Consider the following 14,555-nt stretch of genomic DNA (forward strand, 5'->3'; position numbering starts at 1 on the left):
CATTCAGCAGCCCACGCCTCGTGTAACCGGCCGCCCCTGTTTGCTTCATGGCTGATCCTTCGTTGGGGTGGTGCGGGCCGCCGCACGGGCACCGGAAAGGCCTGGACCAACGGACCCCTCAGCAACGCGGGCATCCGCGGCAGCTTTCGTGGCCAGGCCCTCGCTAGGTCCGTCGCTGCGTTCGGCGCCGGGGCCGCCGTTGCGTTCGGCGCCGGGGCCGCCGCTGGGGCCGCTGCCGAGTCCGGCGTCCGAAGCACTGGGTTCGGTCCCGCGGGCAGGCCCGGATCCCGGTCCGAACACCAGGATGTCCCCGTCGTGGTGGCCGGTCGGCAGGACGATGTCCCCCGGCTCGAGCTGGACGGGCGATCGGTCGATCTCCTCGCCCTGCCGCAAGGGAATAGTCAGCCGGAAATTGGATCCGCTGCCTTTGTTGCCCCACGCCTGCAGCCACCCGTTGTGAAGTTTGGTGTCCTCCATGGCGATGGACAGGCCCAGGCCGCTGCCTCCGGTGGTGCGTGCGCGCGCAGGATCAGCGCGCCAGAAACGGTCAAAGACGCGGGCAGCCTCAGCCGGCGTCATGCCGAGACCCTGGTCCCGTACGGCGACTCCCACGGCTGTCTGGTTGGCGGCCACCGTTACGGTGACCGGCTTGCCTTCCCCGTGTTCCACCGCATTCAGGATGAGATTCCGCAGGATTCGGTCGATCCGCCGTGCGTCCATTTCCGCCACGATGCCCGTCTCGGGCGCGCGCAGGATAATTTCCGATCCATACTCCGCGGCCACCGGGGCCGCTCCCTCAATGACATGGGCGATGACCTGCACGATGTCCTCGGGTTCGGCGTCGAGCATGGCCACGCCCGCGTCGAAACGGGAAATCTCCAGGAGGTCCGCTAGCAGTGACTGGAACCGTTCCACCTGGTTATAGAGAAGTTCCGCGGACCGCTTGTTAATGGGGTCAAAGTCGTGGCGGGCATCAAAAAGAACCTCGGCCGCCATCCGCACCGTTGTGAGCGGTGTCCGGAGTTCGTGCGAAACGTCGGACACAAAGCGCTGCTGCATCTGGGACAAGGTGGCCAGCTGTGTGATCTGTTCCTGGAGGCTGGCAGCCATGTGGTTGAACGAGGCACCGAGACGGGCCACTTCATCCTCGCCTTTGACCACCATTCGCTCCTGCAACTGCCCGGCGGCAAGCTTCTCGGACACCAGCGCCGCGTGGCTGACCGGACTGACCACGTTCCGCGTGACGTACCAGGCGATGGCCCCGATCATCAGCACCAGCACGGCGCCGCCGGCCAGCAGCACGCCCTGGATCTCGTTGAGAGTCTGCTGGGCGGTGTTGAGGTCGTAAATCAAATACAGCTCGTATACGGTTCCGTTGAAGGTGACCAGGTTTCCGACGGCGATGCCCGGCCTGTCCTCGGTGCCCACCGGGATTACCGTGGAGGCCCAGTACTGGTCCTTGCCCGAGTCCTGCACGGCCTTCCGCAGGTCCGGCGGGATGACGCTGACAGTCAGCTGGTCTGAAGCCCGTGACTCCACCCAGCGGTTCCTGGGCTTGGTCTGCTCCGGCTTGGCCTCGAAAACGTAGCGGCGCTGGATGACGGAGCCGCGGCCCTCCACCGCGTTCAGGGTGTCGTACACCAGGGTGATGACGCTGGACTGATCGGTGACCTGGGCGCCGTCAAACGTCTCCTGCACCTGTTTGACGTTGTAGCGGGTCTCGGACTCAGCCTGCGTCAGCCGCTCCTGGAAGAGGTTGTTGGCGATCTGGTTGGAAAGGTACGCGCCCACGGCACCGAAGGACGTGACGGCCAGCAGGAGGGTGGTCAGGACTGTCCGGAACTGCAGGGACCGGCGCCAGCGCCGCTGCACCGAACGCGCCAGAAAGCGCATGGCCGGGAAGAACCGGCTCAGCCCGACGCGGACAAGGCGGGCCACCCGGAGTGCAACGATGATGCCGCGGCGCCGCCAGATCCGCGCACGGAAAGGCAGCGCCGCCAGTTCCGCGGGCAGCGCGTCTGTGTGTTCGGGGCCCTTGGCCGCTGCCGGATCCGGAGCGTGCGGGCCTTCTGGTCCCGAGGGCTCAGGAACCTGCTTTGTAGCCGACACCACGAACCGTCAATACAACTTCCGGGGCTTCCGGGTCCCGCTCAATCTTGGACCGGAGCCGCTGTACATGAACGTTGACCAGCCTGGTGTCTGCCGCGTGGCGGTAGCCCCACACCTGTTCCAGCAGCAGCTCCCGGGTGAACACCTGCCATGGCTTCCGCGCCAGCGCCACGAGGAGGTCGAATTCCAACGGGGTCAGGGAAATGCGTTCGTCGGCCCGCTTTACGGTATGGCCGGCAACGTCGATGGTGACGTCCGCGATCCGCAGCGTTTCGGGCGCCTTCTGGTCGCCCGGCCGCAGCCGCGCCCTGACGCGGGCAACCAACTCGGCAGGCTTAAAGGGTTTGGGCACATAATCGTCGGCCCCGGACTCGAGCCCCCGGACGACGTCGGACGTGTCGGATTTCGCGGTGAGCATCACGATGGGCACGTCAGACTCCGACCGGATCTGCCGGCAGACCTCGATCCCGTCCACACCGGGGAGCATAAGATCGAGCAGCACGAGGTCCGGCTTCGATGAACGGAAAACGTCAAGGGCCTGGCCGCCGTCAGCGCAAAAGACGGGGTCAAAGCCGTCATTACGCAGAACAATTCCAATCATTTCGGCCAGCGCTTCGTCATCGTCAACTACCAGAATGCGTGCCTTCATAGTTATATATTCCCCTATTGGACTAGGTTTGTCCTGTTCAACGCCCTCCGGCATGGCGCAGCACACGGGAGGGCAGTGTCTTCCGGCCGGTACATTGGAAGCAACCGCGGCGCCGCCGGCGGCCACCGTCCAGGAGGTCATTGATGAACGTACCGATCTACCAGCAGGCCCTGGGCAAGGACTTCACCCGGCTGCAACCTGAGCTGCAGGAGTACTTTTCGCTCCTGCCGGGCTCCGGACATTATGGCTTTGGTGAGGGCGTTTTCGACGTCGCCGGCTGCCGGCAGGCGTGGTTGCGGCCGTTGCTGAAGCTCACGTCCGGGGAAGAGGCGTTCTTTCCCGAATTCGGTGAGAGCGTCCCGTTCCGGATCGAAAACCATGCCCATCTTGATCCTTTCGGGCGCCCCAGCCTCACCGCCCGGCGCGAGATCCGCTTCCCGGGCCGCAGCAGGATTTTCCAGGACACCACCAGCCTGGTGGAATCCGACGGCGGCCCCCGGCTGGTGGACTACCTGGGCAGGTTCCGGCGCATGGTCACGGACCTGAAGCTCAGCGTCACGGATGAGGGCCGGCTGCGCGGGGTGTCAGAGGACTCCCGGCTGTTCCTCGGCCACCTGCGCCTGCCGCTGCCGGCAGCCTTGGATGCGAAGGCCTACGCCGAGCAGTGGTGGGAGGAAGACGCCGACGGCGCCGGACGGCACCGGATCCAGGTCAAGGTCCTGCAGCCGCAGATCGGGGAGGTGCTGGTCTATGCCGGCCACATGCAGTACCGCCTGCGCCCGTACGTTGGCGGCAGCTCCGCACAGGACTTCCTGCCCGGTTACGCCCGGCCGGACCGTTGGGAAGCCCGGATGTAACCTGCCGCCCAGCCACGGCGGGTCAGCCGTGCACGCGCTGGTTCAGCCCGTCAGCCACCTGGGTCAGCCTGCCGAGCACGGCTGTGGCGGCCGCCGGCGTAAGGGCCGCCAGTCCCCCGGCGGGAGTGACACGCACACTGCCCAGGGACGACGCCGGCAGCCCCATCTGGTGCCACGGCCGCCAGACCGACTCGACGGCGTCGGCCACCTTGGGCAACGCGCGGCCGGGGTCAAGCGCGCCGGCCCAGACCCGTTTGCCCGCTTCCACGGCGCCGGCCAACTGCTCCCACTGCCGCGATGTCAGCGCCTGCAAGGGAACGGCCACGCCGTCCGCACCTGCGGCCACGATCCGGTCGATGGGGGCCTCCACTTCGGGCACGGAGACAACGATTTCGACGGCGCCCGCAGCCCTCAGCGCCTCAATGACCAGTTGCCAGGACTCGGTGACCTCCTGGCCGGCTACCGAGCGCAGGGTCCGGTAACCGCTCGACGTCGGAATGGTGCCGGCAAGCACGGCCGCAATATCAGGTTCATCGATTTGGACCACCAGCTTCGCGCCCGGCACCGCGCTGGACACCCGGGACAGGTAGGCGCCCACCCCGGCGGCCAGCGATTCGGTGATGTCCCGGCGTGCACCGTAGTCGATCAGGGCGCGTTCGCCGTTGTGCAGGTGCAGGCCCGCGGCGAGGCTAAGCGGCCCCAGCAGTTGCACTTTGAGTTCGCCCGCGGAAGTGTCCTCACCGCCCGCCACATCAGCCAGGACGTTGATGTCGGTGGACAGCGCCGAAACGGCCCGGCGGTAATCCTTGCCGGGCCGGTCCACGAGCCGCCAGCCGTAGGGCTGAACGTCCACGGCCAATTCCACCAGCAGCGAGGCCGTGCGGCCCAGAGCATCCGAACCCACCCCGCGGTCCGGAAGTTCCGCCAGGAAAGGCAGGTGCGGGCTGCCGAGTTCGCCCCGGATGATCCGCGCGGCCTCCAGCGGGTCCTCCCCCGGCCAGGGGCCCGGCGCGGTAGCTGTTACTTCCACTCTGCGGCGGCCTGATGGTCCTCGGCGATGGCTTCGTGATGACGGATGACCTCACCGATGATGAAATTCAGGAACTTTTCGGCAAACGCGGGGTCAAGGTGGGCATCCTCAGCCAGCCGCCGCAGGCGGGCGATCTGGGCGCTTTCGCGGCCCGGATCGCCCGCCGGAAGCCGGTGCGCAGCCTTCAGGAAGCCCACCTTCTGCGTCGCTTTGAACCGCTCGGCAAGGAGATACACCAGGGTGGCATCGATGTTGTCGATGCTTGACCGGATGGACAGCAGTTCCGCCATCACCGAGTCATCCACCTGGCCGGCCAGCGAACTCGCGGCGGCGTCGTAGGTTTCGGCGTCGGGAACATCATGGTTTTGCTGCGTCATGCTCCAAGTCTATGTGGCCAGCAGAGCCCGGTGTGCCGCCCTTCGCCGTGCCTGTTCGTCGGGGTCGGGCACGGGCAGGGACGCGATCAGCCGCTTGGTGTAGTCGTGCTGCGGCGCGCCCATCACCTGGCTGCCGATCCCCTGTTCCACCAGTTTGCCCTTGTACAGCACGCCCACCCATTGCGACAGGATGTCCACCACTGCGAGGTCGTGGCTGATGAACAGGGCAGCGAAGCCGAACTCCGCCTGGATGTCCTTGAAGAGTTCAAGCACCTTCGCCTGCACCGACACGTCCAGCGCCGACGTCGGTTCGTCAGCGATCAGCAGCCTGGGGTTCAAAATGAGGGCACGCGCCAAGGACGCCCGCTGCCGCTGGCCGCCGGAGAGCTCGTGCGGGTAGCGGTCGGCATACGACGCCGGCAGCTGCACTGATTCGAGCAGCTCCCCCACGCGCTTGCGGGCCTGCGCCGGGCTGGGATTGGTGTGGATGATCATGGGCTCCGCCACGCAGTCGCCGATGGTCAGTTGGGGGTTGAAGGATGCGGCCGGGTCCTGGAAGACGAAGCCGATATCCTTCCGGTGGGGTTTGAAGGTCCGTTCCTTGAAGTTCAGCATTTCGTAGCCGAGCACTTTGAGGCTGCCCCCGGTGGTCCGGTTCAACCCGGCAATGGCCCGCCCGATGGTGGTCTTTCCCGAGCCGGATTCGCCTACCAGGCCAAAAACTTCTCCTTCGGAGACCGTGAAGCTGACACCGTCCACTGCCTTGAACGCCGGTGTCCCCAACCGGCCGGGGTACTCGATGGTCAGGTCCGTTGCTTCGACCAGCACCGGTGCGTTCCTGTGGGCGCGTTCCGTCAGGCCTTCCGACGCCGAATTCCGGCCGAGGTGCGGCACGGCGGCCAGCAGCTTCCTGGTGTAGTCCTGTTTGGGTTCCGCGAACAGCACCCGGGCGGGGGCTTCCTCCACCACGTCGCCCTGGTACATCACCACCACCCGGTCCGCGAGGTCCGCGACGACGCCCATGTTGTGGGTGATCAGCACGATGGATGTGCCGTACTTGTCCCGCAGGTCCCGCAACAGCTCAAGGATCTCCGCCTGGACGGTGACGTCCAGTGCGGTGGTGGGCTCGTCCGCCACGATGAGGCCCGGGTTGAGGGCGAGCGCCGCCGCGATCACCACGCGCTGCTTCTGACCGCCGGAGAACTGATGCGGATAGTAGTTGACGCGGTGCTCCGGGTCCGGGATACCCACTTTGCGCAGCGCCTCGATGGCCCTGGTTTTGGCCTCTTTGGCTGTGACCCGCCTGCCGTCGGTGGCGTGGGCACGAATGCCCTCGGCAATCTGCCAGCCGACGGTGAAAACCGGGTTCAGCGCCGTGGATGGTTCCTGAAACACCATGGCCACGTCGCGGCCGCGGATCTGCCGCAGCTTCGAGGCGCTCACGCTGATCACGTTGTTGCCATTGATCAGCACCGCCCCCTCGCTGGCGGCGGTTTCGGGCAGGAGCCCGAGGATGGTCTTGGCCGTGACTGTCTTCCCGGATCCGGATTCGCCCACAATGGCCAGGACTTCCCCGGGGCGTACGTCCAGGCTTACATCCTTGACCGCGTAGACGTCCCCGCCATCGGTAGCGAACGTGACTTTCAGGTGGTCGATTTCGAGGACATGTCCCGCGGGTTGCCCGGCGCTGGTGTTGATGATCTCCGGGCCGCTCATGCGGTCACCTCCGTCTGGTTCTTTGGTTCTCTGCCTTTGCCCTTGGCTCCTGCGCGCCGGCGTCCCCGCAGGCGGGGATCGTTCAGGTCATTCATGCTCTCTCCCACCAGGGTCAGCCCGAGGACCGTGAGCACGATCGCCGCACCCGGAAACACGCCGGTCCACCAGATACCTGATGACGCATCAGACATCGCCTTGTTCAGGTCGAAGCCCCATTCGGAAGCGGAGCTCGGTTCGATGCCGAAGCCGAGGAAGCCCAGACCGGCCAGGGTGAGGATGGCCTCCGACGCGTTCAGCGTGAAGATCAGGGGAAGCGTCCGGGTGGCGTTGGCGAAAATGTGCCTGCCGATGATCCGTGCACTGGAGGCGCCCACCACCTGGGCGGACTCCACGAACGGTTCGGCTTTGAGCCGGATGGCTTCAGCCCTGATCACGCGGAAATACTGCGGCACAAAGACGGCTGTGATGGCAAACCCGCAGGCGAGGATTCCGCCCCAGAAGCCGGACTGTCCTTTGTTGATGGCAATGGAAACCACGATGGCCAGGAGGAGGGTGGGGAAGGCGTAGATTGCGTCCGCCACCACAACCAGCACCCGGTCCAGCCAGCCGCCAAAGTAGCCGCTGACGAGTCCCAGGAAGACCCCGAGGAAGATGGCCATGACCACGGCGACGACGATCACCGTGGCCGCCGTCTGCGATCCCCAGATCACCCGCGAGAAGACGTCGTAGCCACCCACGGTGGTGCCCCAGAGGTGTTTGCCGCCCGGGGCAGCCTGCGCGGGGAAGGTCCCGCCGTCGTCGGATATCTGCGAGTAGCCGTAGGGTGCGAGCAGCGGGGCAAAAACGGCGGTCACCAGGAACACGGCGCACAAGACAACGCCGATCAGCAGCATGGTGCGCTGCAGGCCGACGCTGCGCCGGATGTGGGACGAAACGGGCAGCCTGTCCAGCAGGGACTTTTTGGCGGGCCTGAAGGCTTCGGTGCTCATCAGTACCTCACCCGCGGATCGATCAGGGCGGCCAGGATATCCACCACAAAATTAGTGACAGCCACAATGACGGCCAGCAGCATCACAATGCCCTGGACCGCCACAAAGTCGCGCGCTGTCAGGTACTGCGCCAGCTGGTAGCCCAGGCCTTTCCACTCGAAGGTGGTCTCGGTCAGGACGGCGCCGCCGAGCAGCAGCGCGATCTGCAGGCCCATGACGGTGATGATGGGGATCAGCGCCGGTTTGTAGGCATGCTTGGTCACCAGCCGGTATTCACTGACGCCGCGGGACCGGCCGGCCTCGACGTAGTCCTTGCCGAGAGTCCCGATCACGTTGGTGCGGACCAGCCGCAGGAAGACACCGGCTGTCAGGAGCCCCAGCGCGATGGCAGGCAGGACCGCGTGGTGGATGATGTCGCCGAAGGCTGCCAGGTCGTTGCTCCGCAGGGCGTCCAGCCAATAGATGCCGGTGGGCGCCGACAAGCGGCTCATGGCCAGTTCGGTTGTGGTGGACGCGCGGCCGGCCACGGGAAACCAGCCCAGGCCGACGGAGAAGGTGAGCTTCAGGAGCAGGCCCGCGAAGAAGACAGGCGTGGCGTAGCAGAGGATGGCGAAGAAGCGCAGCAGGGCGTCCGAAACCTTGTCCCGCTTGTGTGCCGCGAACATGCCGAGCGGGATGCCCACCAGGAGCGCCACAATGAGGGAGTTAATGGCCAGTTCAAGGGTGGCCGCGCCGAATTTGGTGAGCATCTCAATCACGGGCCTGCCATCGGAAATGGTGCGGCCGAAGTTGCCCGTGGCGATGTTGCCGAGGTATTCGATGTACTGGATGAAGAGGTTGCGGTCGTAACCGGCCTGGTGGACCAGGATGTCGATTTGCTCCTGTGGGAGGCGTCCGCCCTGGGCAGCGGTGATGGGATCGCCGGTGATCCGCATGAGAAAGAACACCAGCGTGACGAGAATGAAGATTGTGGGGAAGATCAGCAGGAAGCGGACCAGGATGTACTTCCCGAGGCCACCTCCCGCGGATTTGGATTTGGGGGCCGCCACTGTTGGCGGCGGCGCATCAATCAAGGTGGTCATGCTGTCCCTGCTTGGTTTGAAACTGGAAATTGGGGACCCAAAACGCAGGAGGCGAGGCCGCGTGGCCCCACCTCCTGACGCGGGTTATGTGGCGTTACGAGAGCCTGCTGTTATTTGGAAACCTGGCCGAGCCGGAACTTGAAGGAAGCGTCGAGGGTGGAATCCACGCCCTTCACGTCCTTCCCGGAGACGGCAACCTGGGCACCCTGCAGCAGCGGCAGCGTTGAGATGTCCTTGGCAAGGAGGTTCTGGATGTCCTGGACCTGCTTCTCACGGGCGGCCTTGTCGCCGTTGACGAGCTGCTGGGCGATCAGGGCTTCAACTTCGGGGTTGGAGTAGTGGTTCTTCATGAAGCCGCCGCCAACAAAGAACGGCGTGAGGTAGTTGTCCGGATCGCTGAAGTCGGGGAACCAGCCCAGCTGGAAGACCGGGTAACCGTCAGCCTTGGAGGTCTTGTTGTAGGTGACCCACTCGGTTGACTGCAGGTCCACCTTGAACAGCCCGCTCTTCTCCAGCTGGTCCTTGATGGCCGCGTATTCGTCACCGGAGGACTTGCCGTAGTGGTCCGGGTTGTACTGGAGTTTGATGGTCACCGGGCTGGTGATGCCGGCGTCGGTCATGACCTGCTTGGCCTTGTCCGGGCTGGGCTTGCCGGAACCGTCCCCGTAGGCCTGCTTGAAGGATTCGTTCGCACCGAGGAAGCCTGAGGGCACGTTGGACCACATGGGCAGGTAGGTGCCCTTGTAGACCTGGTCCGAGATGGCCTGGCGGTCCACGAGGTTAGCCACGGCCTGGCGCACGGCCAAGGCCTTCTTCGGGTCAGCTTCCGGGGTCTTGGCACCGAAGGGCATGATGTCGAAGTTGAACACGATGTAGCGCATCTCGCCGCCGGGGCCAACGTTGACCTTGACGTTGGAGTCCTTCTTGAGGTCGTCAATGTCCGTGGCACTCAGGCTGCGGTTGGCAACATCGATCTGGCCCCCCTTGACCTCAAGCTTCATGTTGGTCTGGTCGGTGTAGTACTTGACGGTGGCGCCGTCGTTGGCAGGAGCGCCCAGGACACCCTTGTAGTCGGGCCAGGCCTTCAGGCTCACCAAGGTGTTCTTGTTGTATGAGTCGATGGTGTACGGGCCGTAGAAGGCGTTGGCCTTGACGATGTCCTCGTCGCTGAGGAGCTTGTCCGCCGGGAAGACCTCGTCATCCACGATCGGGCCGGCCGGGCTCTGCAGGATCTGGGCGAATGTCTGGTCGTTGGCCTGCTTCAAGGTGAAGACCACGGTGGTGGCGTCCGGCGCGGCAATCGATTCGATGTTGGCCAGCAGAGACGCCGGACCGTTGGGATCGTTGATTTTGAGCTGGCGGTCAAAGGAGAACTTGACGTCCTTGGAGTCCAGCACGTGCCCGTTGGCCCACTTGAGTCCGCTCTTGAGCTTCACGGTGAACTCGGTGGGCTTGGTGAAGGACGAGGATTCCGCCAGGTCCGGCACGGGATCCGCGCCGCCGGGCTTGGAGTTCAGCAGGAAGGAGAACACCTGGTTCATCAGCATGAACGAGCCATTGTCGTACGAACCGGCCGGGTCCAGGGCGGTGACTTTGTCGGTGGTGCCGTACGTTATGACGCTGCTGGCACCGCCCGATGCCGTGGCGCCGCCTCCACCACCTGAGGGGCCCGTGCAGGCAGTCAAGGCGAAGGCGGAAATGCCTGCGAGCGCGATGGCGCTCCGCAAGGCTTTGGTGTTCTTGGTCATCTTTGAACTTTCTGTCCGATGAGTGCGCGTTGTACCTCCGCCCGGAGCTGTTACTCGGGGCGGCGGCGCGCTGTCCTGATGCCTAGATTCAATCAGACGCCGGGCTCATCAACCGGCTTATTTGTGAGTTGAGACACAAAATTTACCTGAACGGTGCGGACATTCCGCCCAGGCGTGTCCCGGGCGCCTAAAGTTCGGCGCGCTGCAGCGACCGGGCAGCGTCAATGGTGGCCTGGCCAAGGACGCGGCTGCCCTGGTACAGGACCACCGTCTGGCCGGGAGCCACTCCGCGCAGCGGCTCGGTCAGCGTCACCAGCAACTGCGGGGCGTCGCCGGAGACCATGCGGGCCGTTGCCGGGACCGGGTCGCCGTGGGCGCGCACCTGCGCGTGGCACTCAAATTCGGCCCCGGTTTCAATTTCGGCAATGGGCAGGCCTGCCCAGGAAACCTTGATGCCGCGGATCTCGTCGATGGCCAGCAGGGCCTGGGGCCCCACCACGACCTTGTTTTCCTTCGGCCGGATTTCCAGCACGAACCTCGGCTTGCCATCCGCGGCCGGCGTGCCCAGCTTCAGCCCGCGCCGCTGGCCAACCGTAAAGGCGTTTGCACCGGGATGCTCGCCCACCTTGGAGCCGGTTTCATCCACGATGTCGCCGGTGGTCATCTCGATTTTTTCGGCGAGCCAGCCGGCGGTGTCGCCGTCGGGGATGAAGCAGATGTCGTGGCTGTCAGGCTTGTTCGCCACGGAAAGCCCGCGGCGCTCGGCCTCTGCGCGCACTTCAGCCTTGGAGGGCGTCTCGGCCAGCGGGAACATGGAGTGCTTGAGCTGCTCGTGGGTCAGCACGCCCAGGACGTAGCTTTGATCCTTTGCCCAGTCCGCCGCGCGGTGGAGTTCCGGATTCCCGTCCGGGTCGGTGATGACTTTGGCGTAGTGCCCCGTGCAGACGGCGTCGAAACCCAGCGCAATGGCCTTCTCCAGCAGGGCAGCAAACTTGATCCGCTCATTGCACCGCATGCAGGGATTGGGCGTGCGGCCGGCGGCGTATTCGTCGATGAAATCCTGGACCACGTCTTCCTTGAAGCGCTCCGAGAAGTCCCAGACATAATAGGGAATGCCGAGCACATCGCAGGCCCGCCAGGCATCGCGGGAGTCTTCAATGGTGCAGCAGCCCCGGCTGCCCGTCCGCAGGGTGCCGGGCATCCTGGACAGCGCAAGGTGAACGCCGACGACGTCGTGGCCGGCTTCCACGGCACGTGCTGCGGCTACGGCGGAATCTACTCCGCCGCTCATGGCTGCTAAGACTCGCATGCTGGCTTTCTGTTGGGGTTCAGGGTGTTGCAGGCACCGGTGCCGGGCGCTGGCCAGGCGGCCTGCGCGGATAACACAAGGCCTGCCGAACTATTCTACCGGCACGCCGATATCCTGCCCAAAAGTCCTTGACTGCCCGGGCCACCACTTCTAAAGTCAGCATTAACAGTTTTAGATTCGGATAAGCGTCGGGAAGCAGGCGGACATGGCTGTTCAGGACATCGTCATTGCGGGCGGCGGCCTGGCTGGAGCCACCGCCGCCAAAACCCTCCGGGCCGAAGGCTTCACCGGACGGGTGACCGTCGTGGGCGCCGAACACCACCACCCCTATCTCCGGCCGCCGCTGTCCAAGGAATACCTGCTGGGCAAGGCCGCGGAGGACGCCGTCCCGGTGGTGCCGGAGGGCTGGTACGCAGAGAACGACGTCGGCCTCCTCCTCGGCGTCCGGGTCACCGCACTGCGGCCCAAGGAGCGGACAGTGGAGCTGGCGGACGGCTCGACCCTGGCGTACGGCTCCCTTCTCCTGGCCACCGGGGCAACGCCCCGGCACTTGCCGCTGCCCGGCAGTGACCTGGCCGGCGTGTCCACGTTCCGCACCCTGGATGACAGCAGGCGACTGCGCAGCCGCCTCGCTGACGGCGGCAAAAAGGTGGTGATGGTGGGTTCAGGCTGGATCGGGATGGAACTGGCGGCCGCGGCGGCCGCCTACGGCAACAGTGTCACCTTGCTGGGGCTGGAGGATATTCCGCTTGCGGGTGCCATCGGTCCGGAGCTGGGACTGTTCTTCCGGGGTTTGCACGAAGCCAACGGCGTCAGCTTCCGGCTACCCGCCTCGGCAAAGGAGATTACCGGAAAGGATGGTGCTGCCAGCGGCCTCATCACGGACACCGGGGAACTGCTCCCTGCGGACATCGTGATCATCGCCGTGGGGGTGGTGCCGGACACTGCGCTCGCCGGGGCCGCGGGCCTGGCCCTGGACAACGGCATCCTCACTGACTCCTCACTGCGAACCAGTGAACCAGGCATCTACGCCGCCGGCGACGTCGCCAACGCGTTGCATCCCTTTACCGGCCGGCATCATCGCAGCGAGCACTGGTCGAATGCCCTGAACGGGGGGAAAGTGGCAGCCAAGGCGATGCTGGGCCAGGACGCCATGCTCAGCACCATCCCGTATTTCTACACGGACCAGTTCGACGTCAGCATGGAGTATTCGGGCTTCCCCACCCTTGCCGCCGGCACCGAACCCGTGATCCGCGGGTCCCTGGAGGCCAAGGAGTTCATCGCTTTCTGGCAGCGGGATTCCCGGGTCGTTGCGGGCATGAGCGTCAACTGGCCGCGGAAGACACAGCCGGGGGCCCAGAAGACCATCAAAGCCCTCATTTCGGCCCGGACGCCCGTTCCGGCGGAGCGCCTGGCGGACCACTCCGCCGGGCTCGATCAGCTCCTGCCGGAACCAGCCTGACGCGCCACGGTGCCCGCAGTCTGGATGGAGGATTCGTGGCCGGCCATTCCCGCCTGCCGCGCGCGCTCGTAGGCCGCGGGAAGGGCCGCCAGCAGGGCATCAACATCGGCCTCCGTCGAGGCATGACCCAGCGTAAAACGCTGGGCGCCGCGGGCGGTTTCCTCATCCAGACCCATGGCCAGCAGGACATGGGACGGCCGCGGCACGCCGGCGGTACACGCGGAACCGGTGGACGATTCCACACCGGCAAGGTCCAGCAGGAACAGCAGCGAATCCCCTTCGCACCCGGGGAAGGTGAAGTGGGCGTTCCCTGGCAGCCGCCCCGCTCCCGGCGCCCCGCGCAGCACGGCCTCGGGCACACGCTGCAGCACGCCGTCGATCAGCCGGTCACGAAGGGCCGAGATCCGCGCAGTCTCCGCTTCCAGATGGCCGGTGGCAGCTTCGGCCGCCGCAGCGAACGCGGCAATTGACGCCGTGTCCAGGGTGCCGGAGCGCACGTCGCGCTCCTGGCCGCCGCCGTGCTGCACCGGAGTCAGCTTGACCGCCCGCCCCAGCAGCAGGGCGCCCACACCCACCGGACCGCCGATCTTGTGGCCGGAAACAGACATGGCGTCCAGCCCTGACGCCTTGAAGTTCAGTGGCACCGATCCGAAGGCCTGAACCGCGTCGGAGTGAACCGGCACGCCGGCTGCGTGCGCCAGTTCCACGATGCGACGCACGGGCTGGATGGTCCCCACCTCGTTGTTGGCCCACATCACCGTTACGAGGGCGATGGAGCCGGGATCCCGCGACAGCTCAGCTGCCAGCACCTCAAGGTCCACCACGCCTTCGCTGTCCACGGGCAGCCAGGTAACGTGGGCGCCTTCGTGGCGTTCCAGCCATTCCACCGTGTCCAGCACCGCATGGTGCTCGACGGCGGAGCACAGGATGCGGCGCCGGGACGGGTCCTCGCCGGACCTGGACCAGAACAGGCCCTTCACCGCCAGGTTGTCCGACTCAGTGCCGCCGGACGTAAAGATGACCTCGGAGGGATGGGCGCCTGCCGCCGTCGCGATGGCTTCCCTTGCGTCCTCTACGGACCGCCGGGCACGGCGCCCTGAACTGTGCAGGGACGACGGGTTGCCGGTGAGGGAAAGTTCCCGGGTCAGGGCTGCCAGCGCCTCCGCAGAAAGTGGTGTGGTGGCTGCATGATCAAGGTAGACGGGCACGGATCAATTCTAGCCGGGC

Annotated in this window: 12 protein-coding genes; 2 read left to right on the forward strand and 10 right to left on the reverse strand. The window is 65.6% G+C overall.

Going from position 1 to position 14,555, the window contains the following annotated elements:
* Positions 1-45 precede the first annotated feature (45 nt).
* Both mtrB and mtrA read right to left on the reverse strand, forming a co-directional pair.
* The gene (mtrB, locus tag SBP01_RS12665; protein ID WP_320536003.1) at positions 46-2,112 is read right to left on the reverse strand and encodes an MtrAB system histidine kinase MtrB; all 2,067 of its coding nucleotides are present in this window, start codon (positions 2,110-2,112) and stop codon (positions 46-48) included.
* Complete coding sequence (gene mtrA / locus SBP01_RS12670) at positions 2,084-2,758, reverse strand: MtrAB system response regulator MtrA (protein ID WP_275212443.1); 675 nt, start codon at positions 2,756-2,758, stop codon at positions 2,084-2,086. Before mtrA ends, mtrB begins: the two co-directional genes overlap by 29 nt.
* A 143-nt stretch (positions 2,759-2,901) precedes the next feature.
* On the opposite strand from mtrA, the gene SBP01_RS12675 reads away from it, so the two are divergent.
* On the forward strand, positions 2,902-3,615 hold the full coding sequence (locus SBP01_RS12675) for a DUF4166 domain-containing protein (protein ID WP_275212442.1): 714 nt from the start codon (positions 2,902-2,904) through the stop codon (positions 3,613-3,615).
* A gap of 22 nt (positions 3,616-3,637) precedes the next feature.
* On the opposite strand, the gene SBP01_RS12680 is transcribed toward SBP01_RS12675, so the two are convergent.
* The 7 genes from SBP01_RS12680 to mnmA all read right to left on the reverse strand — a co-directional run bounded on the left by SBP01_RS12680 (position 3,638) and on the right by mnmA (position 11,866).
* Positions 3,638-4,645 (reverse strand): hypothetical protein, encoded by a 1,008-nt coding sequence (locus SBP01_RS12680; protein WP_320536004.1) that lies wholly within the window; start codon positions 4,643-4,645, stop codon positions 3,638-3,640.
* Positions 4,636-5,022 (reverse strand): chorismate mutase, encoded by a 387-nt coding sequence (locus SBP01_RS12685; protein WP_275212440.1) that lies wholly within the window; start codon positions 5,020-5,022, stop codon positions 4,636-4,638. The genes SBP01_RS12680 and SBP01_RS12685 overlap by 10 nt, the downstream gene beginning before the upstream one ends.
* Positions 5,023-5,031: 9 nt before the next feature.
* On the reverse strand, positions 5,032-6,738 hold the full coding sequence (locus tag SBP01_RS12690; protein ID WP_320536005.1) for an ABC transporter ATP-binding protein: 1,707 nt from the start codon (positions 6,736-6,738) through the stop codon (positions 5,032-5,034).
* The gene (locus tag SBP01_RS12695; protein WP_320536006.1) at positions 6,735-7,727 is read right to left on the reverse strand and encodes an ABC transporter permease; all 993 of its coding nucleotides are present in this window, start codon (positions 7,725-7,727) and stop codon (positions 6,735-6,737) included. Before SBP01_RS12695 ends, SBP01_RS12690 begins: the two co-directional genes overlap by 4 nt.
* Positions 7,727-8,809 (reverse strand): ABC transporter permease, encoded by a 1,083-nt coding sequence (locus SBP01_RS12700; RefSeq protein ID WP_275212437.1) that lies wholly within the window; start codon positions 8,807-8,809, stop codon positions 7,727-7,729. The genes SBP01_RS12695 and SBP01_RS12700 overlap by 1 nt, the downstream gene beginning before the upstream one ends.
* A 110-nt stretch (positions 8,810-8,919) precedes the next feature.
* The gene (locus SBP01_RS12705; protein ID WP_320536007.1) at positions 8,920-10,557 is read right to left on the reverse strand and encodes an ABC transporter substrate-binding protein; all 1,638 of its coding nucleotides are present in this window, start codon (positions 10,555-10,557) and stop codon (positions 8,920-8,922) included.
* 187 nt (positions 10,558-10,744) lie between these two features.
* A complete protein-coding gene (gene mnmA / locus SBP01_RS12710) occupies positions 10,745-11,866 on the reverse strand; it encodes a tRNA 2-thiouridine(34) synthase MnmA (RefSeq protein ID WP_275212435.1) in 1,122 nt (373 codons plus the stop codon).
* A 205-nt stretch (positions 11,867-12,071) separates the two neighbouring features.
* On the opposite strand from mnmA, the gene SBP01_RS12715 reads away from it, so the two are divergent.
* Positions 12,072-13,328 (forward strand): NAD(P)/FAD-dependent oxidoreductase, encoded by a 1,257-nt coding sequence (locus tag SBP01_RS12715; RefSeq protein ID WP_320536008.1) that lies wholly within the window; start codon positions 12,072-12,074, stop codon positions 13,326-13,328.
* Here the strand turns inward: SBP01_RS12715 and SBP01_RS12720 are convergent.
* On the reverse strand, positions 13,304-14,536 hold the full coding sequence (locus SBP01_RS12720; RefSeq protein ID WP_320536009.1) for a cysteine desulfurase family protein: 1,233 nt from the start codon (positions 14,534-14,536) through the stop codon (positions 13,304-13,306). The two genes, SBP01_RS12715 and SBP01_RS12720, sit on opposite strands and share 25 nt — an antisense overlap.
* Positions 14,537-14,555: the final 19 nt, after the last annotated feature.

It is taken from the genome of Pseudarthrobacter sp. IC2-21, assembly GCF_034048115.1.
Classification (GTDB): domain Bacteria; phylum Actinomycetota; class Actinomycetes; order Actinomycetales; family Micrococcaceae; genus Arthrobacter; species Arthrobacter naphthalenicus.

What these genes read in the sequence shown, in the direction of transcription:
- SBP01_RS12715 (WP_320536008.1), top strand. Translation starts at nt 12,072, where the DNA reads ATGGCTGTTCAGGACATCGTCATTGCGGGCGGCGGCCTGGCTGGAGCC.
- SBP01_RS12695 (WP_320536006.1), bottom strand. Translation starts at nt 7,727, where the DNA reads ATGAGCACCGAAGCCTTCAGGCCCGCCAAAAAGTCCCTGCTGGACAGG.
- SBP01_RS12685 (WP_275212440.1), bottom strand. Translation starts at nt 5,022, where the DNA reads ATGACGCAGCAAAACCATGATGTTCCCGACGCCGAAACCTACGACGCC.
- SBP01_RS12690 (WP_320536005.1), bottom strand. Translation starts at nt 6,738, where the DNA reads ATGAGCGGCCCGGAGATCATCAACACCAGCGCCGGGCAACCCGCGGGA.
- SBP01_RS12700 (WP_275212437.1), bottom strand. Translation starts at nt 8,809, where the DNA reads ATGACCACCTTGATTGATGCGCCGCCGCCAACAGTGGCGGCCCCCAAA.
- mtrA (WP_275212443.1), bottom strand. Translation starts at nt 2,758, where the DNA reads ATGAAGGCACGCATTCTGGTAGTTGACGATGACGAAGCGCTGGCCGAA.
- SBP01_RS12675 (WP_275212442.1), top strand. Translation starts at nt 2,902, where the DNA reads ATGAACGTACCGATCTACCAGCAGGCCCTGGGCAAGGACTTCACCCGG.
- SBP01_RS12705 (WP_320536007.1), bottom strand. Translation starts at nt 10,557, where the DNA reads ATGACCAAGAACACCAAAGCCTTGCGGAGCGCCATCGCGCTCGCAGGC.
- mnmA (WP_275212435.1), bottom strand. Translation starts at nt 11,866, where the DNA reads ATGCGAGTCTTAGCAGCCATGAGCGGCGGAGTAGATTCCGCCGTAGCC.